Here is a 22948-nt window from a genome sequence, read left to right on the forward strand (position 1 = left end):
GTCTGCGCGGGCTGTGCCGCGCCTTGGTCTTTCCTTATTGTGCAATCATTACAGTTGGTCCGGGAAGGCCCCTCTTCCGTCCCGGACCGATAACGTTAGGCTGCGGCGCGGGCGCTTTCGAACTTCTGGCCCAAAAGATCCATCGCCGCCTGTACGCCCCCGGCCCGGTGCGGCACACCCGCATCGCGCAGGCCCATTTCCACGCCCGCAAGGGTGCCGATCAGCATCAGATCATTGAAATCCCCCAAGTGACCGATGCGAAATACCTTGTCCGCCACTTTGGACAGACCATTCCCCAGAGACATATCATAGTTACGCAGGGTCACGGCACGGAAATTATCGGCTGAATGCCCCTCGGGAACCATCACGGCGGTGAGCACTGGCGAGCGGTCAGACGCTTTCTTGCAGAGCACCTCTAGGCCCCATGCCTCAACCGCCGCGCGCGCCGCCGCGCCATGGCGCTTGTGCCGGGCAAAGACAGTGTCGAGCCCTTCCTCGTGCAACATGTCGATTGCCTCGTTCAAACCGTAGAGCAGGTTTGTCGCGGGGGTATAGGGGAAGTAGCCCGTATCATTTGGGCCCGCCATTTCTGCCCAACTCCAATACGAACGCTTCAGCGCGGCAGATTCGGAAACTTGCATCGCCTTGGCGCTGACCGCGTTAAACGACAAGCCTGGCGGCAGCATCAGCCCCTTTTGCGAACCGGATATGGTGACGTCCACACCCCAGTCGTCGTGTCGGTAGTCCACTGAGGCGAGCGAGGAAATCGTATCGACCATCAAGAGCGCCGGGTGATTGGCGGCGTCCATCGCGCGGCGTACCGCGGCCACGTCGGTAACAGAGCCGGTAGAGGTCTCGTTATGCACAACGCAGACGGCTTTGATCTCATGCGCCTTGTCCGCGCGCAGATGCTCTTCGATCCGTGTGGCATCGGCCCCGGCGCGCCAGTCGCTGTCGATAAAGACCGGGTTCAGGCCCAGTTTGAGTGCCAGTTTCTGCCACAGCGCCGCAAAGTGACCAGTTTCATACATCAGAACTGTGTCACCGGGTGAGAGCGTGTTGACCAAGGCCGCTTCCCAAGCGCCAGTGCCAGATGAGGGATAGATGACCACTCGGGCTTCGGTCTTGAAGATGCTTTTCATCCCCTCAAGCGCCTTGCGGCCGACATCGGCAAAGGCCGGGCCGCGATGATCCATGGTCGGATAATCCATCGCCCGCAGAATGCGATCCGGCACGTTCGAGGGCCCCGGGATTTGCAGAAAGTGGCGGCCAGCGGTCATTGTCATTCCTCCCATAGACAGCATCCTTGCCCACCGCCGGTAAGATCTGGACAGGGGCAAAGGTGAATTCTGTTGAATTGAATTCTGAATTCAATATTCTGTCAAGACCAAACTCTGACCATCGACCGGATCGGGACCCTATGCTGGACAGCACGATACAAAGCCGCCTCAGCCGCGAGGTGCAGGGCGAAACGCGCTTTGATACCTTTTCGCGCGGGCGTTACGCGACGGATGCCTCGATCTATCAGATTATGCCGGCAGGAGTGATTCTGGCCAAGGCACCTCAGGATGTTCTGGCCGCGCTCGACGCCGCGCGTGCCGCCGGTTTGCCGCTCACGATGCGAGGCGGTGGCACCTCGCAATGTGGGCAAACGGTGAACTCCGGGTTGATTGTCGACTGCTCGAAATACCTCAATCGCATTCTGGAACTGGATGTGGAAGGGCGGCGCGCGGTGGTCGAGCCGGGGATTGTTCTGGACGATCTGAACCGCGCATTAAAGCCGCACGGCCTGTGGTTTCCTGTCGATGTCTCGACCGCGTCGCGCGCCACGATCGGTGGCATGGTTGGCAACAATTCCTGCGGTTCGCGGTCGCTGCGCTATGGCACGACACGGGATAATGTAACCCGAATTGAGGGATTTCTGGCCGATGGCACCCCCTTCGATTTCGGCCCCGGTTCTGGCAACCGCGTGCCCGAACCTCTGCTGCGGCAAATGCTTGATCTTGGCGCGCGAGAAGCTGGCGAAATCGCGTTGCGTTTCCCCAAGGTGCAACGCCGAGTCGGTGGCTACAACATCGACGCGCTGGTCCCCGGTGACGCGCCCATCAACCTCGCCCATCTGCTGATCGGGTCCGAGGGGACGCTGGCCACGTCGACCGCGATAGAGATCAAGCTGTCACCGCTGCCATCGAAAACCCGCGTGCTGGGTGTCTGCCATTTCCCCACTTTCCGCGCCGCGATGGAGGCCGCCAAGCCGCTGGTCGCGCTTGGCCCGACCTCGGTCGAGTTGGTCGATAGCACCATGATTGATCTTGCCCGCGCGATTCCCATTTACGCCAAGACACTTGAGCAATTCGTGCGCGGCGCGCCTGCTGCCATGCTGCTGGTGGAATTCGCCGATAGCCCACCCGAAAATGAAGAGAACATGCGCCGTCTGGCCGATACGATGGCGGACCTTGGCTATGGGTTTGGGCGCGGCGGTGCCGCCCATGAGGGTGGCGTGGTCGAGGTCTGGGATATGTCCCTCGCCACCGAGATTGGTGAATTGCGCAAGGCAGGTCTCAACATCATGATGTCGATGAAGGAGGCGGGCAAGCCTGTGTCCTTTGTCGAAGATTGTGCCGTGCCGCTGGAACATCTGGCGGATTATACAGATCGTCTGACCGAGGTGTTTCATAGTCACGGCACCACCGGCACGTGGTACGCGCACGCGTCCGAAGGATGCCTGCATGTGCGCCCTGTCCTCAATCTCAAACTGGAACAGGACGTGCGCAAAATGCGCGAAATCGCCGAGGCGGCCTTTGCCATGGTGCGGGAATACAAGGGATCGCATTCGGGCGAACATGGCGACGGGATTGTGCGCTCTGAATTCCATGGGGCGATGTTCGGTCCGCAAATCCTCAGGGCATTCGAAGAGGTCAAGGCGGCCTTTGACCCTGACACCCGCCTCAACCCCGGCAAGATCGTACATGCGCCGAAAATGGACGACCGCAGCCTTATGCGCTATCCGCCGGGCTATGATTTCGCCGATCTGAAAACCGGCCACGACTGGTCTGCCTGGACAGGCAAGGGCGGCGGATTTCAAGGCGCGGTCGAGATGTGTAACAACAACGGCGCCTGTCGCAAGCTGGCAGGCGGGGCGATGTGCCCGAGTTACCGCGTGACCCGAGATGAGCGCGACGCAACACGGGGCCGTGCCAACACGCTGCGCCTTGCGCTTTCGGGGCGGCTTGGCCAAAACGCGCTTTTCTCGGATGAGATGGCCGAAACGCTGAAGCTTTGTGTCGGGTGCAAGGCCTGCAAGCGCGAATGCCCAACCGGTGTCGACATGGCCAAGATGAAGACCGAGGTGCTCTATCAGCGGGGTCAAAAGCTGGGGTTCGGTCTGCGCGCGCGGCTGATTGCAGAGATGCCACGCTATGCTCGACTTGCGGTGGCGCTGCGGGGCCTGATCGCCTTGCGCAACCGGGTGCCGTTTCTCGCCGGGCTTGGCGAGCGGATTACCGGTCTGGCACATGCGCGGTCTCTGCCCATGTTTCGAGGGGATTTTTTCAAGGACTCTGAGGTCAAGCGCGCCCACTCGTCGACCAAGGCAGGCAAGATCATTCTCTTTACTGACACGTTCAACCGCTGGATGGAGCCAGCGATTCCACGTGCCGCTTTGCGCGTTCTGACCCGTGCAGGCTATGAGGTGATCACCGCACATGCGCCCGGTCGCCCGCTCTGCTGTGGGCGGACATATCTGGCGGCGGGGATGATCGACAAGGCGCGCGCCGAGGCGCGGCGGACCTTGGATGCGCTCTTGCCGCATGTGCGCGCTGGCGTGCCGGTGGTGGGGCTGGAGCCGTCTTGCCTGCTCACGTTGCGGGATGAGTTTCTCACGCTCTTGCCGGGGGATGAGGCGCAGCTCTTGTCAAAGAATGCCTATCTCTTCGAAGAGTTTATCGCGCGCGAGGCGCGCGCTGGGCGGCTTGATCTGCCGCTGGGCACTCTGGGGCACACTGCCCATGTCCACGGCCATTGCCATCAAAAGGCGGCGGGCGTGATGGGCGATATGGGACAGGCGCTGGCGCTGATCCCTGACCTTGACCCAAAGACCATCGAGAGCAGCTGCTGCGGCATGGCGGGGGCCTTTGGCTATCAGGCTGAAACCATCGACGTATCCCTAAAAATGGGGGAGCTGTCTCTGCTTCCAGCCGTGCGCGCCGCAGCATCCGATGATCTCTTGATCGCGAACGGCACCTCATGCCGCCACCAGATCGCAGATGGCACCGACCGCCGCGCGCTGCATATCGCGGAAATCTTCGACAGGGCATCGCAAAATGCTGTAAGGGAGGGCCGCAAAGATGGATAACCCCGGCCCGGAGGCCCCCATGACCGCCCTCAAACCCGATCCGATTGGCCGCACCGCGCTCGCCGTTGAGATCACAAATCGACTGCGTCAGATGATCCTTGAGGGGCAATTGCAGCCCGGTGAGAAGATCAACGAAAAGGCCCTGACCGAGCAATTCGGCGTGTCGCGCACACCGCTACGCGAGGCGCTCAAGGTTTTGGCGGCAGAGGGATTGCTTGACCTTATCCCGCATCGCGGCGCTGTCATCACCCGTCAGAGCGAGGCGGAATTGGCAGAGGTGTTCTGCGTGCTTGCCGCACTTGAGGGCTTGGCCGGCGAATTGGCCACGATGCAGGCAAGCGCAGAGACCGTGCAGGACATCGCAGAGATGACAACGGCCCTGCGACGGACCTATGACGAGGCGGATCGCCCGACGTATTTCCGCATCAATCAAGCCATTCACAAAGCGGTTCTGGCCGCAGCTGAAAATGAGACTTTGCTGCGCGCGCATGAGCTTTTGGCCTTTCGGGTGCAGCGGGCACGCTATCAGGCCAACCTGACCCCCGAACGCTGGCGCGCGGCAGTAGAAGAGCATGAGGCCATTCTGGACGCGCTGCGCACGCGGGATGCGGAGCGTTGCGGTAAACTGATGAAAGATCACCTGCTGCGCAAGTTCGCATCGATCAAGGCCAAAACGCAGGCCTGAGCGCAGGGCTGCAGACCTTGTGCAGCGGGATGCTGTTAGTCCAACCCGAACCGCCCCGGCTTCATAGCCGCCAACACCTCCGACGAGACGTCTGGTGCCACCCCCGCAATCAGCGCCGCTGTCAGGCGTGACAATGCGGGGGCGGTCTGCACCCCGTAGCCGCCTTGCCCGGCCAGCCAGAAAAAGCCTGTCGCGCGCGGATCAAATCCCACTACGGGCGTTCGGTCAGGGGCAAAGGTGCGGAGGCCTGCCCAGCTATGCTCTACCCGTGTCACCGGCACGCTGACTGCCTGCTCGAACCGATGCAGCCCCTCGGCCAGCACCATGTCATCGGCCCAGGCATCATGCGGTTCTACCGGGTCTTCATCGGCGGGGGAAACCATCAGCTTGCCTGCCTCGGGCTTGGCATACCATGTCTCTGCGATAGAGCCAAAGATCGGCCAATGCTCTGTTTCATAGCCCTGGGGTGTTGGAATGATCGCGGCCGAGCGCCGGTAGGGCTGCAATCCTGCGCGCGGCACTCCGGCCAAGGCGGACACGTCATCCGCCCAGCCACCTGCCGCGTTGATGATGATCGGGGCGCTATGCTGTTCCTGTGCGGTCTTGACCTGCCAGAGCCCGGCGCGATGCGACAGGCCGGTCACCACAGCACCTGTAACGATTCGTCCCCCTCTTGCGCGTAGCATCCGCGCATAGCCTTGTAGCAAACGGTCCACGTCGATGCCGCGCGCGCCGCGTTCGATCATCGCCCCGGCAATACGGTCGGCGCGCAGGATCGGCACAATCTCGGCGGCCTCCTTGCCGGTCAGCCGGTCAATGCCGGTCGAGCCGTCGAGATAGGCGTCGAGGATTGGCAATTCTTCCTCGGAGGCAACCATAAGTTCGCCGCGCGGGCTAAGCAGCGGTTGGTCGCTGATTTCGCCCGGCTGCTCAAAGATCGGTTCTGCCACGGCATTGAGTGCGCGCAGCGTGGCATTGCCGTAGTTGCGGATAAAGATAGCGGCTGAGCGGCCTGTGGCGTGATAGCCAATCTGCCCCTCCATTTCGAGCACCAATACATCAGCCCCGCCGCGCGCCAGTTCCGCAGCAGCGCTGATCCCGGCGATACCGCCGCCGATCACGATCACATCGGCCATGATCAAGCCCCCTCATACCCTGTCAAAACCGATGTAAGGTTCTGGCCTAATTCCTGACAGAGATACCCACCCTCTTGCACAAAGAGTGTCTGTATCCCCAGCCCGGCAATCGCGGCCCCGATGCGCGCAAACCCGGGTGTGGTGATCGCCAGACCCTGAAACGGGTCGCCCTCATAGGCATCAAGACCGAGGGCCACGACCACGACATCAGCCCCGAAATTCGCCACCCGCTCTAACGCGGTGTCGAGTGTTTTCAGATAGGCGTCATCCCCGGTGCCGCGCTCAAGCGGTAGATTGAGGTTATAGCCGGTGCCGCGCCCGGTGCCGCGCTCATCGGCATGGCCCCAGAAGAACGGATAGAACCGCGCCGGATCGGCATGGATCGAGACAGTCAGCACATCGTCGCGGTCATAGAATATCCCTTGGGTTCCGTTGCCGTGATGCACATCAACATCAAGGATCGCGGGGCGCAGGCCGCTTGTGCGCAGCCGCTCTGCCGCAATCCCGGCGTTGTTGAAAAAGCAGAACCCACCCGCCAGATCGCCAAAGGCATGATGCCCCGGCGGGCGGCAGAGGGCATAGGCGGCACGCTCGCCAGCGGCGAGCATATCGGCCCCAGTAATGGCGGTCTGTGCTGACCAATAGGCCGCTTCCCATGTGCCCGCCCCGATGGGACAGGCGGTATCCGCCTGATGATAGCCCGCTTGGCCTACGGCGGATTTGGGATAACTGTCGCTGCGATTGGCGGGGTGAACATTTGGGATCACCTCATCCCCTGCGCCGTCGATGCGTTGCCATCGGGTGTAAATGTTGCGCAGGAAGGTCACATATTCTGGTGAATGAAGCGCCGCGATGGGCCCAAGACCGGCATCCTTTGGCGCAACAAAGTCACAACCGGCTGCTTTGGCCCCGTCCGTCAGGCGCGCGATACGCTCAGGCTGCTCGGGGCAGGGTTTGATCACCCCGTTCGCCATGAAATGTTTGGGGTCGTGTCGCCATTGCCGATCGTCGAAAATCGCCTTCATCCGTCTTCTCCCTTCAGTCGCCGCATCGCAGGCTGCGGCAGGCGCATCTGCGTGGCCTGCGGTTGCGCCTCGAATCCAAGGCGCTCATAAAACCGCCGCGAGGCGGGTGTATGCGCATAAACCGCCAGCATCATCCATTCCGCCTGCCACAGCCTACCTGCGCGGCGCGCTACCTCGGACAAAAGCGTGCGGCCAAGTCCCTGACCGCGCGCTGCTTTTGTGACCCAAAGGTCGGAGACATAAACGCCTGCCGCCCCGCGCACAGTGGAAAAAAGCGGGCCAAAGAGGGCCGCACCGATCAGATCGCCCTCAAGCGCGAGCAGGCCGTATGCCGCCGGTATCTTGCCTGTCAGCCCGGCGCGCAACGCGTCAAGACCGGCGCTATGCGCATCGCCCAAATCCGCACTCAGCTGGCGCAGGGCCGCGTCTAGCAACGCCATGTCGTCCTCTGTTTCGACTGCGCGAAAATCTACCATCGGTCAGATCGCCACCCGGTCAGCACCCTTGAGGCCCAGCAGAGTGCGGGCCTCGTCGGGGCTGGCCACGACGCGCCCCAACGCCTCGACAATGCCGCGCACTTTGATGACTTGCTCCGCGTTAGAGCGGGCAAGCGTGCCGCGTCCGATGGTCAGACTATCCTCAAGCCCGACGCGCACATGGCCGCCCATCGCCGCCGCCTGCGCCGCCATCGGCATCTGTTGCCGTCCCGCGGCCAGAACGGAAAACATATAGTCCTGACCAAAAAGCTTGTCTGCGATGCGCACAAGATGCGTGAGGTTCTCGGGGTCCGCGCCCATTCCGCCCAAGACGCCAAAAACAAACTGAATGAAATAAGGGGCGCGGATCAGCCCGCGATCCGCGAAATGTCGGAGCATATAGAGGTGGCTCAGGTCGTAGCACTCAAACTCGAACCTTGCGCCGCGCTCTTGGCCCAGTTCCATCAGAATGCGGGCAATGTCGCGGGGCGTGTTCTTGAACACCAGATCGTCGGACCCTTCGAGAAAGGGTTTTTCCCAGTCGTGCTGCCAGTCGGCGATCCTCTCTGCCATTGGATAGAGCGCGAAATTCATTGTGCCCATGTTGAGTGAGGCCATTTCCGGCGCGGCCTCTTTCGGCGCGGCGAGGCGTTCATCCAGCGTCATCGTGGCGCTGCCCCCGGTCGAGAGGTTCAGGACCGCATCACAGCCTTCTTTCAGGCGTGGTAGAAAGGCCTGGAAATGTTCTGGTTTTGCAGAGGGCCGCCCGGTCTTTGGATCACGGGCGTGCAGGTGAAGAATTGCCGCGCCCGCCTCGGCCGCCTCGATCCCTGCGCGGGCGATGTCATCGCCGGTAATGGGCAGGTGCGGCGACATGGACGGCGTATGGATCGAGCCTGTAAGTGCGCAAGTAATTATGATTTCGCGCATTATACAGCCCGCTCCAGTGCCGGGCGAATTTCGTCGGTAAACTCTGCCAGCGATGCATCCAGCATTTCGGTGATCTCGTCCAGATGCGTCTCGGTCACGATCATCGGGGGGGCTACGATGATATGATCCCCCTCAACCCCGTCACGGGTGCGGCGGGCGTAGACGATCAGACCTTTGTCATAGGCGATCTGCACAAATCGGTCGAAGGCGCGCAAACCCTTGGGCAGCGGGGCCTTGGTGCCGCGATCCGCCATGAATTCGAACGCGGTCAGCAGCCCCTTGCCGCGCACATCACCGATGATGGCATAGCGCTGCATCAAGCCACGCAAACGCTCTTGCAGGCGGTCACCCATGCGGGCGGCATTGCCCACCAAATCCATCCGCTCAATTTCGTCGATCACGGCGAGACCGGCGGCGCAGGCCAGTGGGTTGCCTGCGTAAGTAAAGCCGTGGAGAAAGCCGCCAGCGTCCAAGACCGGCTCGACCAACCGCTCATGCGCAACCATCGCACCCAGTGGCACGTATCCAGCGGCAAAGCCCTTTGACATGACGATAATGTCAGGAGCGAGATTCCAATGCTCAGAGGCGAGAAACTTGCCGGTCCGTCCTGCGCCGGTCATTACCTCGTCCAGAATAAAAAGCACGCCGTATTTGCGGCAAATCTCCTGCACCCTCTCCATATAGCCGCGCGGTGGCACCAGCGCGCCCGTTGATGCGCCGCCGATAGGCTCAACCACAAAGGCAAGCACGCTCTCGGGGCCTTCCTCGATGATCTTGGCCTCGAGCATGTCGGCATAGTGATGCCCGGTCGCCTCTTTGTCGGCGTCCAGCCCATCGAGATAGGCGCGCGGTGCGGGAATTTTTGGCATTGCCTGCATCATCGGCGCAAAGGGAGCGGTGAGCGGCGCATAAGAGGTGATGGCAAGCGCGCCTAGCGTACAGCCATGGTAGGATGGTGCGCGGCTTATGATCTTCCACCGGCTGCCCTCTCCGATGGCCAGCGCGTATTGGCGCGCCAGCTTCAGTGCGGATTCCACGGCCTCGGACCCGCCCGAGACAAAGAACACTCGGTTCAGCCCCTCAGGGCAGAGGGCGGCGGTCTTGGCGGCGAGTTTCTCTGATGCCTCGGTCTCGAAATGCAAGCGATAGCCAAAGGTGGATTTCTCCATCTGGCGGCGCATCGCGTCGAGCACGTTTTCGTTTGAATGGCCGATATTGCAGACCATCGCGCCAGATGAGCCATCAAGATAGCGCTTGCCATCCACGTCCCACATATAGACGCCGCGCGCCTGATCGAGGACCGGCTTGCGCTCGCGTCCCTGATAGAAAAGGTGAGAGGGTTTTACGTTCATTGTCTTATCCCGGTAACGCCGCACAATCTTGCGGGCGCAAGTGCAGATGCACCGCAGCGCCCACCGCAAATGGGTGGTCGTCGATCATGTTGATGGCTTGTAACTGCGCCTCACCTGCACGCACGAAATACCGCACAGCCTGCCCTTGATAATCTACTGTTTCCACGGTTGCGGGAACAGAAATCACACCCTCGGGCGCGGGATCGCGCGCGAGCCTCAGCTTTTCGGCGCGCACCACCAGCTTGGCTGGACCGGTGCCGCTCAGATTAGGCGCCTTGGCGGCGGGCACGCTCACTCGGCCAAATATGGCATCCTCCACGACGACCGCTGCGCCATGTTCGACGCAGCGCGCCTCAGAGATATTGGACGCTCCGAGGAAGTTCGCGACAAATTCGCTGGCCGGCGTGTTATAAACTTCTTCGGGTTTGCCCACTTGCTCTACCCGCCCCTCGGACATGACAACGATCAAATCGGACATGGCCAGCGCCTCGGATTGGTCATGCGTGACAAAGACCGTGGTTACGCCGATCCGTTCTTGGATACGTTTGAGTTCAACGCGCATATCTTCGCGCAGATTGGCATCAAGTGCCGAGAGCGGTTCATCAAGGAGAAGCACATCTGGTTCGATCACGATGGCACGGGCAAGGGCGATGCGCTGTTGTTGCCCGCCCGACAGTTCCTTGGGATAGCGTTCCCCGACATTGGGCAATTGCACAAGATCAAGCGCAGCCTGCACCTTGGCTGGAATTTCGGATTTTGGGACGTTGCGGTATTTCAGGCCAAACGCCACATTTTCTGCCACAGTCTTGTGCGGGAAAAGCGCGTAATTCTGAAAGACGAGACCAAGATTGCGCTTGTGAATGGGCACGTCGTTGACACGCTTGCCGCCAATGAGGATTTCGCCCTCGGTGGGATCGAGAAGCCCCGCGATCATTCGCAGATTGGTCGTCTTGCCACAGCCCGACGGACCAAGCAGCGTGACAAAAGCCCCCTCGGGAATTTCCAGTGTGGTGCGATGCACGGCGGTAAAGGTGCCGAACCGCTTGACGATGTTCTTCAGGGTGACGGCGCTCATTCGCGGGGTCCTCTCGGGGTGGACCGCGCCCCATATCGGGACGCGGTTCTGGCTCAATACCCGCGCTGCACGCGGCTGAAGGTTTCGGACCATTCGGCCTCATTGCCGTTCCAGTACGTCGGGTTGGCAAAGGTCAGCGATTCAAGCGTGCCGGTTGGGTCGTAGGCGGGCAGGGTTGGGATCTTGGACCCCAGATCCACCTTGGTCCCATCCAGAGCGGGCGGATAATTCTGCCCCTCGGCCACAGCGATTGAGGTTTCAGGCGCGAGCATAAAGTTCAGCAACTCCTCACACGCCTCAACCGGGCTGCCCTTGAGCACGTGCAGACATTCCTGCCAAGCAAAGCTGCCGGGCGCGTCGTAATAGCCGATGTCGTGGCCATGCTGTTGAAGGGCGGCGATGCGGCCAGACCAGCCTTCGGTGACGTAGATCTCTTCTTCGGCCAGAAGGCTCATCAGCTCTGCACCCGAGGACCAATATTTCAGCGCCAGATCGCGATGGCTGCGGATCGCATCCCAGACCGCTTCCATATCCTGAATGTTGTTCGGGTCCTGCCCGGTCTGCAACGCGCCATACCAGACCCGCGTGCGCCAATCTGACCAACCGCCGATCTTGCCCTTGTAAGCGGCGTCAATGAGGATCGAGGCACCTTTTTCTTTCATCTCCTCATCTGAGATGTACTTGCGATTATAGGCCAGCCCCGTGGTTCCATAGTCATAAGGCACAGCCGAGAGGTAATCCGGGGTCACCCGGCGGAAGGCATTGGTCAGCGCATCCATCACCAGCGCCATGTTGGGGATGTTGTCGAGGTTCAACTCGACTGTCAGGCCAAAGTTCACATAGCGCGCATAGTCGAACACGCCGGACAGATGCGCGATGTTATATTCACCCTCTTGGCTAGAGCGGACCTGTGCCAGATATTCATCGCCGCCCGCAAAGGTGCCATCGACCACGGTAATCCCGGTTTCTGCTGTGTAAGGGTCAAACGCATGTTTGCGGAACGCTTCGGACACTACCCCGCCCCAGCCATCAAACCGGACCTGTTTCATATCCTGGGCCTGGGCAAACTTGGCAAAGGGTGTCTGCACACCATACGCGAGCCCCGCAGCGCCGATCAGGCCCAGAAAATTGCGCCGGTCCAGATCGCCGTTGCGATAGCGGTCGAGTAGTCTTTCGTATCGTTTGGTATTGTCCATTTTCATATCTCCTTGTTGAGGGTTAATGCGGTTCTTAAGCGCCGCCTTTCATGGCGAGTTTGCGGGCCACCGCCGCTCCGAGCAGCGGAAGGCCCACGGTCATAACGATCATCACGGTGCCAAGAGCGTTGATTTCCGGACTGATCGAATTGCGCAGCATCGAGAAGATCTGCGTCGGCACGGTCTCGACCCCGCCGGGTTTCCAAAAGAGCGTGCCGGTGATGTCGTCAAAGCTGATGGTAAAGGCAAAGAGCGCCCCCGCCGCGACGGCGGGCAGCATCAACGGCAGGGTCACGGAAAAGAAGGTCTGCACTGGCGAGGCGCCGAGGCTGAGTGCGGCCTCTTCTACATCGCGCTTGATGCTGACAAGGCGCGCCTGCACCACAAGGATCACGAAGGGCAGGGTAAAGATCACATGCCCTGCCAGAAGCAGTGCGAAACTCTTGCCGATGCCCAGCCAGTTGAGAAATAGCAAGAGCGCCACCGCCAGCACCACCTCTGGCACAAGGATAGGCGCGATCAGCAGCGTGGTGATCGCGTTGCGACCGGGGATGTTGTAGCGCACCAAGGCAAGGCTTGCCAAAATCCCCAAGGTCGTCGAGATCACCGCGGTCATCAGACCAAGCACAAGCGACGTGCGAAAGGCGCGCATCACGGCGTCGTTATTCCACAGTTCCTGAAACCAATGCAGCGATACGCCAGTCATCGGAAAACTGCCGAATTGGTTGGCGTTAAATGACAAGAGCACCACCACCGCCACCGGCAAAAACATGAAAGCATAGACCATAACGGTCCAAGCGCGGATGATCTGCCACCCCATCAGCCCAGCCCCTTGGCCAGTTGCGCCATGCCGAGATAGCGGTTGTAGATGGCGACCAGCAGCCCCAATACGATCAACAGCAAGAGCGACAGCGCCGATCCAAGTGGCCAGTTCAACTGGGTGATGATCGCCTCAAACACCAGATTTGCGAACATCGCATCGCGTGGCCCGCCAAGGATCACCGGGGTAATATAGGTGCCAGCGCCCAGCACAAAGCAGAGCAAGCCGCCCGCCGCAAGGCCGGGAAGCGAGAGCGGCAAGGTGACTTGGGTAAACGCCTGCCACCGGGTTGCCCCCAGCGAATTGGCAGCATCCTCCAGATTTGTGTCGATGCCCTCAAGGCTAACGTAGACATTGAGCACCATGAAGGGCAGCAAGAAATGCACAAGCCCGAGGATCACCGTGGCCTCGTTATAGAGCATCTGGATCGGCTCGTTGATGATGCCAAGCGATAAGAGCAGGGAATTGAGCGCGCCGGATGTGCCCAGAATGTTGATCCAGCTCATCGTGCGGATGATATAGCTGATCCAGAACGGCAGCATAAGCAAGAGCAGCAGCACCATCTTGTTGCCGCGCGAACGGGCGATGAAATAGGCCGCCGGATACCCCATCAGGGCACAGATTGCCGTGGTTATCGCCGCGATTTTCAACGTGTTGAGCAGGATGTCGCGGTAAAACCGATCCGTGAGGGTTTTTTGCCAGTTGTCGAGGTAGAAGCCGACCGTATCCGCGCCCATCGCCGAGCGCAGCCAGAACGAATAGACGATGATGAACATGAGCGGCACAAGCAAAAGAAGCGTCACCGCCCCCAAGGCGGGTGACAACAGAATCCACGGCTGCCTCGCTTCGCGGGCCTCAACCGACATGCGTCTCCCTTTCATGCGCGACCCGTCAAATGCGGGCTTGCGATGAGGGTGCAAAGCAGGCCATCATTAATCAAATAGATAATGGGAATTGTGACAATAGATGTAGCCTATGGATGATCGTAACAGCCCCGAACGCATCATGCGCGAGATGGATTGGAACCTCTTGCGCACCTTTGTCACGCTGGCGCAGTCCAGCTCTGTTACGGATGCTGCACATCGGTTGCGGCTGACGCAGCCGTCTGTGTCTACAGCGTTGAAACGGTTAGAGGAACGGGTTGGCAAACGTCTTATTCACCGCACACCGGGGCATTTCGCACTGACCGAGGCGGGCGAGGTTCTGTATCGCGAGGCGCTAGATATCCAAGGCTCTATTTTGCGCCTCTCGACCCTTATGCGCGATATGACGGATGAGGTGACGGGTCATGTGCGCCTGTCTTTGGCCTCTCACGTGATCTGCCCGCTTTTTGATCAGGTTCTGGCAGAATTCCATGCTGAAAACCCCCGCGCGACGTTGGCAATCGAGGTGCATTCTTCTGCGCAGGCGATTGAAACGGTGTCGGCGCGCTCGGCCTCCTTTGCCATCTGCCTTGTGCATCAGCGCAACCCCAAGCTAGAGTATATGCGCCTTTACCGAGAGTTCTTTGGCCTGTTTTGCGGGCCGCGCCATGCGCTGTTTGGGCAACGTGATCTCACGCGGGCGGACCTTGCTGGGCGCTCTGCCGTCAGCTTTGAAACCGACCGATTGCAAGACGCTCTCAAACCCGTAACCTTGATGCGGGCACAGGCGGAATTGGGGGATCAGATCATCGCCACCTCCAGCCATCTGGAAGAGGTGCGGCGCATGATCATCGCGGGAATTGGCGTGGGCCCGCTGCCGTTGCATGTGGCGGAGCGCGATGTGCGAGACGGGCTTTTGTGGCAGTTACCCCCCTATGATCAGACGGCGGCGGTTGATGTGCACGTTGTCTGGAATCCGCGCGCCGTGCTCAATCGGGCGGAACAAAGCCTGCTTGATCGGCTATTGGCCCGGATTGACGAAACCCCGATTGAAGAGCGCACCTATCGCTAGAGCTCTGCGCGCAAGGCTTGTGCCCCGCATAAAAGATTCAACCGTTACGCAAATCAGTGTAGCGTCAAAATTGCCCCGTTTCGGGCCAGTTTTTCATCACTGATTCCAGGAGACCTGTTTTGACGCCCACAACGACCTCCCCAGCCGTCACGCTGACCGTTGCCATTGATGGGGCTGCCCCAGTCACCAAAACTTGCGATCTTTTGGTCGTCGCCTGCGAGCCACGCAATCTGAGCAGTATTTGTGACTATACCGCAGCAGAAACAGCGGTCTTTGATCAGCTGACCAACTTTACCTTTCACACCACATTGGTGAGGGTAAAAGTGCCCAATCCTGCGCCGCAATATGGCATCATTCTAGCGCCGACAGAGATTTCGGCCATGGCGGGCCATGTCAGTGGGTATCGCAATGAAACAGCCAAGCAATTCTCGTTAGAGACCGCCAATTCCATGACCGAGAACCTTGTCACCGTGTATCAGCTACAGGGTCCGGCCAATCCGCCAATGACCGAGGCGGAGTTTCTCGCCAATCTGGAGCAGACGCTGCCGACGCTCGATTGGTGGCCTTATCCGGATTATGAGATTGTGACCGACAGCACCGGCGCGCCGGTCGATCTGAGGACGCCCTATTTCGACCATTTCGATAATACGGGTCTTCGCGGTGGCGGACCGTGGAATTATCTGGGCCTGCAGGGCAAGAACAACACGGTTTTTGTGCATGGCTCGACCTGCTTTGAATCTGTGCTGCAGTGCTGGCAATATGGCGGGATGCTGCTGGATCAGCAGGCGGCGCTGGGTTGGTCGCTACCTGCCGACAAAGGGGCGCCTATCATTGTGCTGGGGGCTGGGCCTTCAGGCATGATGTTCGCGCATCGGCTGCAAGGTTTGGGCTATACCAATGTCGAAATCCTCGAATCCACAGACCGTTTCGGAGGCAAGACGCATACCGTCACCTACGATACACCATCGCCCAATGGGCAACCCACACCCTGTGAACTGGGCACCTGTTATCTCTCGCCCGCGTATGACAAGATGGCCGCGCATTTTGCCGCCTGCGGGTTCATGGACGGGAATATCCGCGAGGGCATGTTTCTGACCGCCGATCACCAGGACCCCGCAGGCCATTCAATCCGCGCCATGGTGACGACAGGGCAGTTTCCCGGCGTGCCTGCCCCAGCCACCTTGATGGATTATGACGACTACACCCTGCTCAAAGGTTACTACGAGGCCAACCAGCCCTTTGCCGATCCGGAAAACTGGATGGCCGGGTTCAATGAGGATAAGGTCAAGGCGGAGATCTTTGTGCGCTTGGCGGAATATGACGTGCTCTTGGCGATCTACCGTGGGCTGACCCTGCCGATGCCGCTGAGTGCGCCGAAGGAGTTGCTGCAATATGACAGCTTCTACGATTTTCTCGCCAAGAATGATCTGCTGATCCTGACCGGAATGCTGGAATATGCCTATTCGGTGCAGGGATATGGCCCGCTGAAACAAATCCCAGCCTATTATGGCATGATCTGGATTTCATTGCCCCTGACCCTTGGTCTGATTTTCAGCGACAAGCCAGCAGTTACCGTTTTGTCAAAAGGTTGGCTTGATATCTGGAAACAAATGGCCCCGACGCTAAGTATCACTCAAAATGCTCAGGTGACAAAGATCACCCGCTTACCTTAAACTTTGGGGGCGGAACGGGCGCCGCGACGAAGGGGACAGAGGTGAAAGCGCTGGAGCGCAGGGCGACAACTATCGCCGCCGCGGATGTGGTGGGGTTTTCTCGCCTCGTCGCAATGGACGAGGAGGGGGTGTTTGAGCGGCTGCGCATCTTGCGGCACGCCATTATTGACCCGGCGATTGCAGATCATGGTGGGCGGGTTGTTAAATCCATGGGCGACGGGCTTTTGGTGGAATTCCCCGGCCCTGCCGCAGCGGTCCATGCCTCTTTGAGCGCGCAACGCGCTATTGCCGCGCATCAGCTTCAGGAACCCGACGACCTGCGTATCTGGCTGCGCGTGGGGATAAACCACGGCAGTGTCCTGATCGACGGAAGCGATGTTCTGGGCGATGTCGTCAATATTGCGGCGCGGCTTGAAACCCTATCGGCACCCGGCGGCATTTGCGTGTCACGCACGGTGCGCGACATGCTGGCGCGGGAACCGGGCCTGACGATCACCGGGCAAGGCATGCAATTTGTCCGAAACATCCCCACGCCGGTTGAGGTTTGGCATGTCACAACCGGGGTCGAAGCCGAGAACCGCAGCACCGTCACCCAGAGCGCAGATCGTCCTTCTGTCATCGTGCTGCCCTTCGATAACTTGTCCTCTTCGGTCGAGGATGGGTTTCTGGCGGATGGGATCGCCGAAGATTTGATCAACGAGTTGTCGCGGTTTCGCTCGCTTTTTGTCATCGCACGCGGCTCCTCCTTTGCGTATAAAGACCGCGCGCAAGACATGCGCCAGATCGCGCAGGACATGCGTGTGCGCTATGTGGTCAAAGGTGCTGTGCGCCGTGCGGGTGCCCGTCTGCGTGTTACAGCACAACTGATCGAGGCCGAGACAGGTCGTCAGATATGGTCTGATCGCTATGATCGCGACATGGCTGATCTCTTTGCGCTGCAAGATGACATCACGCGCTGTATCGTGACTGGGCTGACACCGGAGATTGGCGCGCATGAGCGTGCCATGTCGCGCGCCAAACCCACCGAGAGCCTGTCAGCTTGGGAAATGTGCCAGCGTGGCCTGACCGAGATTGACATGCGCACCTCTGGCGGCGTCCGTAACGCAACCGCCCTCTTTCATGCCGCCGCCGAGGCAGATCCGACCTATGCTTTGCCCCATGCGCTGATAGGACGTGTTCATGCGGTGCGGATTTACTCGGGCCGGAGCCGCAATCCCCGCGAGGATGTGGTGAAGGGCATGTTTCACGCCAATCGCGCCATCGAATTGGATGACAGGCTCGAGCTTGGGCATATCACGCTTGCGCAACTTTTGACGCTGCAAGGGCAAGAAAACGATGCCAGAGAGGCGTTGGCCCGCGCGCGGGCGCTCAATCACAACGATGCGCTGATCTATAACGCGCAGACCTTTATCAACCTCTTCCAAAAGAACCCCAACACCGAAGAGATGGAAGCGGCCGGGCTAGAGGCCATTCGCCTCAGCCCTCAGGATCCGATGCTGTGGTCCTTTTACTGGATGCTCGCCGTTGCCATCTGGATGCGCGACATGAGCTTGGGTGAGAATATGCGCCAGTATCTCGAACCTGCGGCGCGCAATCCTGGGGCGGAGGCCTTTGTGCATTCCGCCTATGCTGTTCTATCCTTGCGCGCCGGGGATCAGACCACGGCCGAGCGTGCCTTGGCGCAGGCCTTGACCGTGCGGCCTGATTTCTCGTTGGATGTAATCAAATACGGGTTTCACTTTCCAAAATGGCCCGCGCTGGTGGCGGGGATCAAGGATGACCTGGAAACGCTTGTGTCGATGGGTTTGCCGCGCCGGTGATGCAAATGCCCGCGAGATGTGATAGACTAACGGAATTACCGCTAGACCCAAATTGTATCAAACCACGTTTCCGTCGGAGTGTTCGTTCAGAGCCCAGCATTCATGGCAATTGCCGAGGTTTTCACGATGAGTATTTTTGATCTGTGCCTTCTTTTGATCCTGTTTCAGATCAAGCATTACCTTGGCGATTTTCAGTTCCAGACGGCATGGATCGCACGGAACAAAGGAAGGTATGGGCATCTGGCGGGTATCGTGCACGCCGGGGTGCATGGGATACTCAGCCTGCCTATCCTGCTCTGGTTTGCTCTTCCTTGGAATTTTGCTCTTGGTCTCGTGCTGGCAGAGGTGGCGCTGCATTATCACATAGACTGGTCCAAGGCGCGTCTCGTGCGCATAGAGGATCTGACCGAGACCGACCCGAGGTTTTGGTATTACCTCGGGCTCGATCAGGCCGCGCACCAGCTTACGTATATCGCGCTTTTCGCAGTGGTGGTCAGCCGCGCGACCTGAGCGTTTCACGCCCCAAACGACAGGCCCATATCCCAAAAACTTACCTCTAACCGCGTCGCCGTAGTAAAACGCTGGCAAAGCCGCCCCCAGGCCGGGGTTGTCTCGGCACCTGCTCCCAGCCGCAGAAGGACGGCACCGTCAAAGAGCGTGCCAGCATCGCGACAAACCTGTTGATAGGCGTCGCCTGCATAGGTGTTGATCCAATCCGCATAGGGGTGATCCGCAGGCACCGGCCCTAGCCGCGCGCCAATCTCGCCATAGCCCATGACGCATGGGGTAAGGGCGGCCAGAAGGTCAAGAAAATTGCCAGAATGGCCCGCGTCAAGCACGTAGCGCGTATAGGCAAGGTTGGCAGGATGCTCTTCTGCGGTGTAGAGATCCGCCTCGCTTAGCCCCGCCTCGGCGCAGGTTTTCACATGCAGGCTAAGTTCGTGATTGACCAGCGCATCAACGGTGGCGGCGCAGGCGCGCATTTCCTCGAGTGCATCGGCTTTGGTCACAGCGAGCGCCCAAGCCCGCGCAAAATGGATCAGGAATACGTAATCCTGCACGAGATAGCCAAGGAAGGCCTTGCGCGGCAACGTGCCGTTACCCAATCCTTCGACAAAGGCGTGATGCGTATAGTCCTGCCAGACCGTGCCCGCCGCATCGCGCAAGCGGGGAAAGGTCGTTCCGTAATCGCGCGTCATTCTGCGTTCAGGTCCATGGCAAGCCCGGAAACCGGGGTCGCGTCACTGATCATTCCTGCGTCGAGCAGGAATTGTTCAAACCGCTTGTAGCGCGCGTGATCCAAGGCGGCGGGCCGGGTTGCAAAGCGCGGAAAGGTATCAACCCAAGCCTTTTCATTCAGCTCATCCTGCAACTCGGGCGAAGTGCCTGCGAAAATCTCCCAGCTGTCTTGCGGATGGTTCATGATGTACTGCGTTGCGCGCTCAGTGGCGTGCAGAAAGCGGCGGATCATCTCGGCATCCATCGAATCGGGATTGGCGACATAGATCAGCTCGTCATAGGCGGGCACACCTTCTTCCTCGATATAGAAACAGCGGCCCGGCACGCCTTCGATCTCCATTTGATTAAGCTCGAAGTTACGATAGGCGCCGATCACCGCATCGACCTGACCGGACATGAGCGAGGGCGACAGCGACCAGTTGACGCTGACCAGTTCGATATCGCTCAGGCTGTGGCCATGCTGCGCAAGAATTGTTGAAAGCAGCACTTCTTCGACGCCAGCCACCGAAAAACCAACCTTGCGGCCCTTAAGGTCAGCCGTCGATTTGATCGGCCCATCCTCTAACACCAAGAGACAATTGAGCGGCGTGGCAACGAGCGTGCCAACGCGGCGCAGCGGAAGGCCATTCTCGATCTGCATGTGCAATTGCGGCTGATAGGAAATCGCAAGATCGGCTTGCCCGGCGGCGACCATCTTGGGCGGATCACTTGGGTCGGCGGGGGCAATGACCTCTACCTCGAGTCCGGCTTCTTTGAAATATCCCAATTCCTCGGCCAGAATGATGGGCCCGTGATCGGGGTTTATGAACCAATCGAGGATCAGGGTCATCTTGTCCTGCGCCATGGCCGGGCTGGCCAAAAGGGCAAAGATCAGGGTGAGGTGTTTCATGTATCTGTCTCCTGTTGAACGTCGCCAAGGGCGATCAGGGCAATTTCGCCGTCCCAGTGGCCGCGCAGCCGTGTTGCGGCTTGCCATGACCGCAAACCAGAGCGGCACGCGAGCACCGCGCGCGGCCCCTGCGGATGCGTGTTGGGGTGATCGAAATCCGAAACGCTACGGCGGATGGCGTTTGGCAAAGCGGGCCCGCTCTCTGCCTCGGCGCGCAGGTCGATCAGCCAATCGGAGGGCGTGATCTGAGCGGGGGCAATAAAAAGAAATCCATCCTTTGGCTCTGATGCTTTGTCAAAGCGGAAGCCGCCGAAGCGGGAACCGATCGCCTCAAAGGTCACAAGCTGCCCCAATGGATCAGGCTCTATTCCGGCTAAATTTGCGATTGCCATCTGCGCCTGAAGACTGCCCATAACGCCGACAGCGGGACCAAACACGCCATCAGCATCGCAACTGCCTAATCGGTCTGGCAGGTCCGGAAACAGCGCACGCAACGAGGGCGCGCCGCCGCAAAAGCCACCGACGTAGCCAGAGGTGCCAACGATGGACGCGCTGATGAGCGGCTTGCCCAAGCCATGGCAGGTGTCGGACAATATGTAACTTGCCGCGAAACTGTCAGCGCAGTCGAGCACAAGATCAACGACCGCGACATGGCCCGGTGCATTGACCGGATCAAGCGGCTCTAATACGGCTGAAATCTTGCAATCTGGATTTAGCAAGGTCATGTGTGCCGCGGCAACCTGCGCCTTTGGTTGGCCGATATCCGCCATGCGAAACAGCGTTTGACGGTGCAAGTTGCTGAGACTGACCCGGTCGCCATCCATCAGCGTGATGCGCCCCACCCCTGCGCCCACGAGGTATTGCAGCACCGGGGCGGCCAAGCCGCCCGCACCCACCACCAGCACATGCGCTGCCGCAAGCCGATCCTGACCAGCAACCCCAAACGCGGGCAGGGCGATCTGACGCGCATAACGGGTCATCGCGTGACCTCAATCCAGTGCTGCACCCGCGCCTCGGGGTCGGGATTGAGCGTGATATCCGTCACGGCAGAAACGATATCCGCCCCGGCCGCATAGGCCCCACCCGCCCGCTCAACCGACATGCCCCCGATGGCGACCAAGGGAACGTCGCCGATCAGGCGCTTCCATTCGGTCAACTTGTCCAGACCCTGTTCGTGCCACTTCATCTTTTTCAGGATGGTAGGATAGACCGGACCAAGCGCCACGTAATCGGGATCGTGCGAGAGAGCCCGGTCAAGCTCCGCATGATCATGGGTGCTAAGCCCCAGCTTCAGCCCGGCACGGCGCATGGCGGGAATGTCGGCGGTGTCGAGATCCTCCTGCCCCAGATGCACCCAAGTCGCGCCTGCATCAATCGCGGCTTGCCAATGATCGTTGACCACGAGAGTGGCACCATGGGTCCGACATAGGCTCTGTGCCTGCGTAATTTGCGCGTTCAAGGCCTCGCCCGTAAGATCCTTGATGCGCAACTGCACGAGTTTAACACCAAGTGGCAGCACGCGGCGAAGCCAGTCCGTGTGATCGAAAATCGGATAGAAACGCGGCAGAGACATCAGGTAAAGGCCCTTCCTAACACGGGGGTCGAGGGGGCGGCCATATCGCGCGGCTCCATCGGGTCGGCCTCATAGGCAAGGCGCCCTGCCTCCAATGCGCGGGCGAACCCGTCGGCCATCGACGCCGGATCGCCTGCCTTGGCCACGGCTGTGTTAAGCAGCACTGCGTCATAGCCTAGTTCCATCGCATGTGCCGCTTGGCTTGGCAGGCCTAGGCCTGCATCGATCACCAGCGGCAGATCGGGGAAATGCGCACGCAAAGAGCGAAGGCCGTAGATGTTATTGAGGCCAAGCCCCGTACCAATCGGGGCACCCCAAGGCATCAACACCTGGCATCCCGCCTCTACCAGGCGCTCGCAGAGCACAAGGTCTTCTGTGCAATAAGGAAACACCTGAAATCCGTCCTCGGTCAGGATGCGCGCCGCTTCGACCAGGCCAAAGGGGTCTGGCTGCAGGGTGTCGGCGTGGCCGATCACCTCAAGCTTGATCCAGCGCGTGTCAAACAGTTCCCGCGCCATCTGAGCCGTTGTTACAGCCTCCCGGACCGAATGGCAGCCGGCGGTATTGGGCAGCACGCGCACATCAAGGTCGCGGATCATATCCCAAAACGCTTGGCCCGCGCGCTCGCCCCCTGCCTCACGCCGCACAGAGACGGTGGCGATGCCCGCGCCAGAGCGTTTGAAGGCATCGGCGAGGATCGCGGGCGAGGGATATTGCGCAGTGCCTAGCATCAGCCGCGAGGTGATCTCGGTCTCGTAGAAAACAGGCAT

The 22948-nt window shown here is 59.9% G+C and carries 21 protein-coding genes; 6 read left to right on the top strand and 15 right to left on the bottom strand.

Annotation, left to right across the window (positions count from 1 at the left end):
• Positions 1-95: 95 nt before the first annotated feature.
• Entirely contained in the window at positions 96-1280 is a 1185-nt protein-coding gene (locus GC127_RS09070) for an alanine--glyoxylate aminotransferase family protein (protein WP_151979679.1), read from the bottom strand.
• Positions 1281-1420: 140 nt separating this feature from the next.
• Between GC127_RS09070 and GC127_RS09075 the strand changes: the two genes are divergently transcribed.
• Together GC127_RS09075 and GC127_RS09080 are read left to right on the top strand one after the other, a co-directional pair.
• Positions 1421-4354 (top strand): FAD-binding and (Fe-S)-binding domain-containing protein, encoded by a 2934-nt coding sequence (locus GC127_RS09075; RefSeq protein WP_151977670.1) that lies wholly within the window; start codon positions 1421-1423, stop codon positions 4352-4354.
• Between the two features lie 19 nt (positions 4355-4373).
• Positions 4374-5039, top strand: a complete 666-nt coding sequence (locus GC127_RS09080; RefSeq protein WP_037297925.1) for a GntR family transcriptional regulator — start codon at positions 4374-4376, stop codon at positions 5037-5039.
• A gap of 35 nt (positions 5040-5074) precedes the next feature.
• On the opposite strand, the gene GC127_RS09085 is transcribed toward GC127_RS09080, so the two are convergent.
• From GC127_RS09085 to GC127_RS09125, 9 genes are read right to left on the bottom strand one after another with little or no spacing between them, the layout of a single operon-like run.
• Positions 5075-6175, bottom strand: a complete 1101-nt coding sequence (locus GC127_RS09085) for an FAD-binding oxidoreductase (RefSeq protein WP_151977673.1) — start codon at positions 6173-6175, stop codon at positions 5075-5077.
• Between the two features lie 2 nt (positions 6176-6177).
• Entirely contained in the window at positions 6178-7200 is a 1023-nt protein-coding gene (locus tag GC127_RS09090) for a histone deacetylase family protein (RefSeq protein WP_151977675.1), read from the bottom strand.
• Positions 7197-7640 carry a GNAT family N-acetyltransferase gene (locus tag GC127_RS09095; RefSeq protein ID WP_254700041.1) on the bottom strand — a complete coding sequence of 148 codons (444 nt, stop codon included), beginning with the start codon at positions 7638-7640 and terminating at the stop codon, positions 7197-7199. Before GC127_RS09095 ends, GC127_RS09090 begins: the two co-directional genes overlap by 4 nt.
• Before the next feature lie 39 nt (positions 7641-7679).
• Complete coding sequence (locus tag GC127_RS09100) at positions 7680-8606, bottom strand: 3-keto-5-aminohexanoate cleavage protein (protein WP_151977679.1); 927 nt, start codon at positions 8604-8606, stop codon at positions 7680-7682.
• Complete coding sequence (locus GC127_RS09105) at positions 8606-9958, bottom strand: aspartate aminotransferase family protein (protein WP_151977681.1); 1353 nt, start codon at positions 9956-9958, stop codon at positions 8606-8608. The genes GC127_RS09100 and GC127_RS09105 overlap by 1 nt, the downstream gene beginning before the upstream one ends.
• A gap of 4 nt (positions 9959-9962) precedes the next feature.
• On the bottom strand, positions 9963-11033 hold the full coding sequence (locus GC127_RS09110; protein ID WP_008281246.1) for an ABC transporter ATP-binding protein: 1071 nt from the start codon (positions 11031-11033) through the stop codon (positions 9963-9965).
• 53 nt (positions 11034-11086) lie between these two features.
• Positions 11087-12229: a PotD/PotF family extracellular solute-binding protein gene (locus GC127_RS09115; RefSeq protein ID WP_151977683.1), complete on the bottom strand. Its 1143-nt coding sequence runs from the start codon at positions 12227-12229 to the stop codon at positions 11087-11089.
• 34 nt (positions 12230-12263) lie between these two features.
• The gene (locus tag GC127_RS09120; RefSeq protein ID WP_151977685.1) at positions 12264-13049 is read right to left on the bottom strand and encodes an ABC transporter permease; all 786 of its coding nucleotides are present in this window, start codon (positions 13047-13049) and stop codon (positions 12264-12266) included.
• A complete protein-coding gene (locus GC127_RS09125) occupies positions 13049-13930 on the bottom strand; it encodes an ABC transporter permease (RefSeq protein ID WP_254700043.1) in 882 nt (293 codons plus the stop codon). Before GC127_RS09125 ends, GC127_RS09120 begins: the two co-directional genes overlap by 1 nt.
• A gap of 94 nt (positions 13931-14024) precedes the next feature.
• Between GC127_RS09125 and GC127_RS09130 the strand changes: the two genes are divergently transcribed.
• The 4 genes from GC127_RS09130 (at position 14025) to GC127_RS09145 (ending at position 18987) form a co-directional block, all read left to right on the top strand.
• Positions 14025-14984, top strand: a complete 960-nt coding sequence (locus GC127_RS09130) for a LysR family transcriptional regulator (RefSeq protein ID WP_008281250.1) — start codon at positions 14025-14027, stop codon at positions 14982-14984.
• 119 nt (positions 14985-15103) lie between these two features.
• The gene (locus GC127_RS09135; protein WP_151977687.1) at positions 15104-16657 is read left to right on the top strand and encodes an NAD(P)-binding protein; all 1554 of its coding nucleotides are present in this window, start codon (positions 15104-15106) and stop codon (positions 16655-16657) included.
• Positions 16658-16698: 41 nt separating this feature from the next.
• The gene (locus tag GC127_RS09140; RefSeq protein ID WP_050775758.1) at positions 16699-18477 is read left to right on the top strand and encodes an adenylate/guanylate cyclase domain-containing protein; all 1779 of its coding nucleotides are present in this window, start codon (positions 16699-16701) and stop codon (positions 18475-18477) included.
• A gap of 126 nt (positions 18478-18603) precedes the next feature.
• Positions 18604-18987 (top strand): DUF3307 domain-containing protein, encoded by a 384-nt coding sequence (locus tag GC127_RS09145; RefSeq protein ID WP_037297929.1) that lies wholly within the window; start codon positions 18604-18606, stop codon positions 18985-18987.
• A gap of 5 nt (positions 18988-18992) precedes the next feature.
• Here GC127_RS09145 and tenA read toward each other — a convergent pair whose 3' ends face one another.
• The 5 genes from tenA to GC127_RS09170 are packed head-to-tail and all read right to left on the bottom strand — an operon-like array spanning position 18993 to position 22948.
• Positions 18993-19676 carry a thiaminase II gene (tenA, locus tag GC127_RS09150; protein ID WP_008281254.1) on the bottom strand — a complete coding sequence of 228 codons (684 nt, stop codon included), beginning with the start codon at positions 19674-19676 and terminating at the stop codon, positions 18993-18995.
• On the bottom strand, positions 19673-20605 hold the full coding sequence (locus GC127_RS09155) for an ABC transporter substrate-binding protein (protein ID WP_081507172.1): 933 nt from the start codon (positions 20603-20605) through the stop codon (positions 19673-19675). Before GC127_RS09155 ends, tenA begins: the two co-directional genes overlap by 4 nt.
• On the bottom strand, positions 20602-21585 hold the full coding sequence (locus GC127_RS09160) for a HesA/MoeB/ThiF family protein (protein WP_151977689.1): 984 nt from the start codon (positions 21583-21585) through the stop codon (positions 20602-20604). Before GC127_RS09160 ends, GC127_RS09155 begins: the two co-directional genes overlap by 4 nt.
• Positions 21582-22178, bottom strand: coding sequence for a thiamine phosphate synthase (locus GC127_RS09165; RefSeq protein WP_008281257.1), 597 nt, complete (start codon positions 22176-22178; stop codon positions 21582-21584). The genes GC127_RS09160 and GC127_RS09165 overlap by 4 nt, the downstream gene beginning before the upstream one ends.
• A complete protein-coding gene (locus GC127_RS09170; RefSeq protein ID WP_081507169.1) occupies positions 22178-22948 on the bottom strand; it encodes a thiazole synthase in 771 nt (256 codons plus the stop codon). Before GC127_RS09170 ends, GC127_RS09165 begins: the two co-directional genes overlap by 1 nt.

It is taken from the genome of Roseovarius sp. EC-HK134 (assembly GCF_902498815.1).
Lineage (GTDB): Bacteria > Pseudomonadota > Alphaproteobacteria > Rhodobacterales > Rhodobacteraceae > Roseovarius > Roseovarius mucosus_A.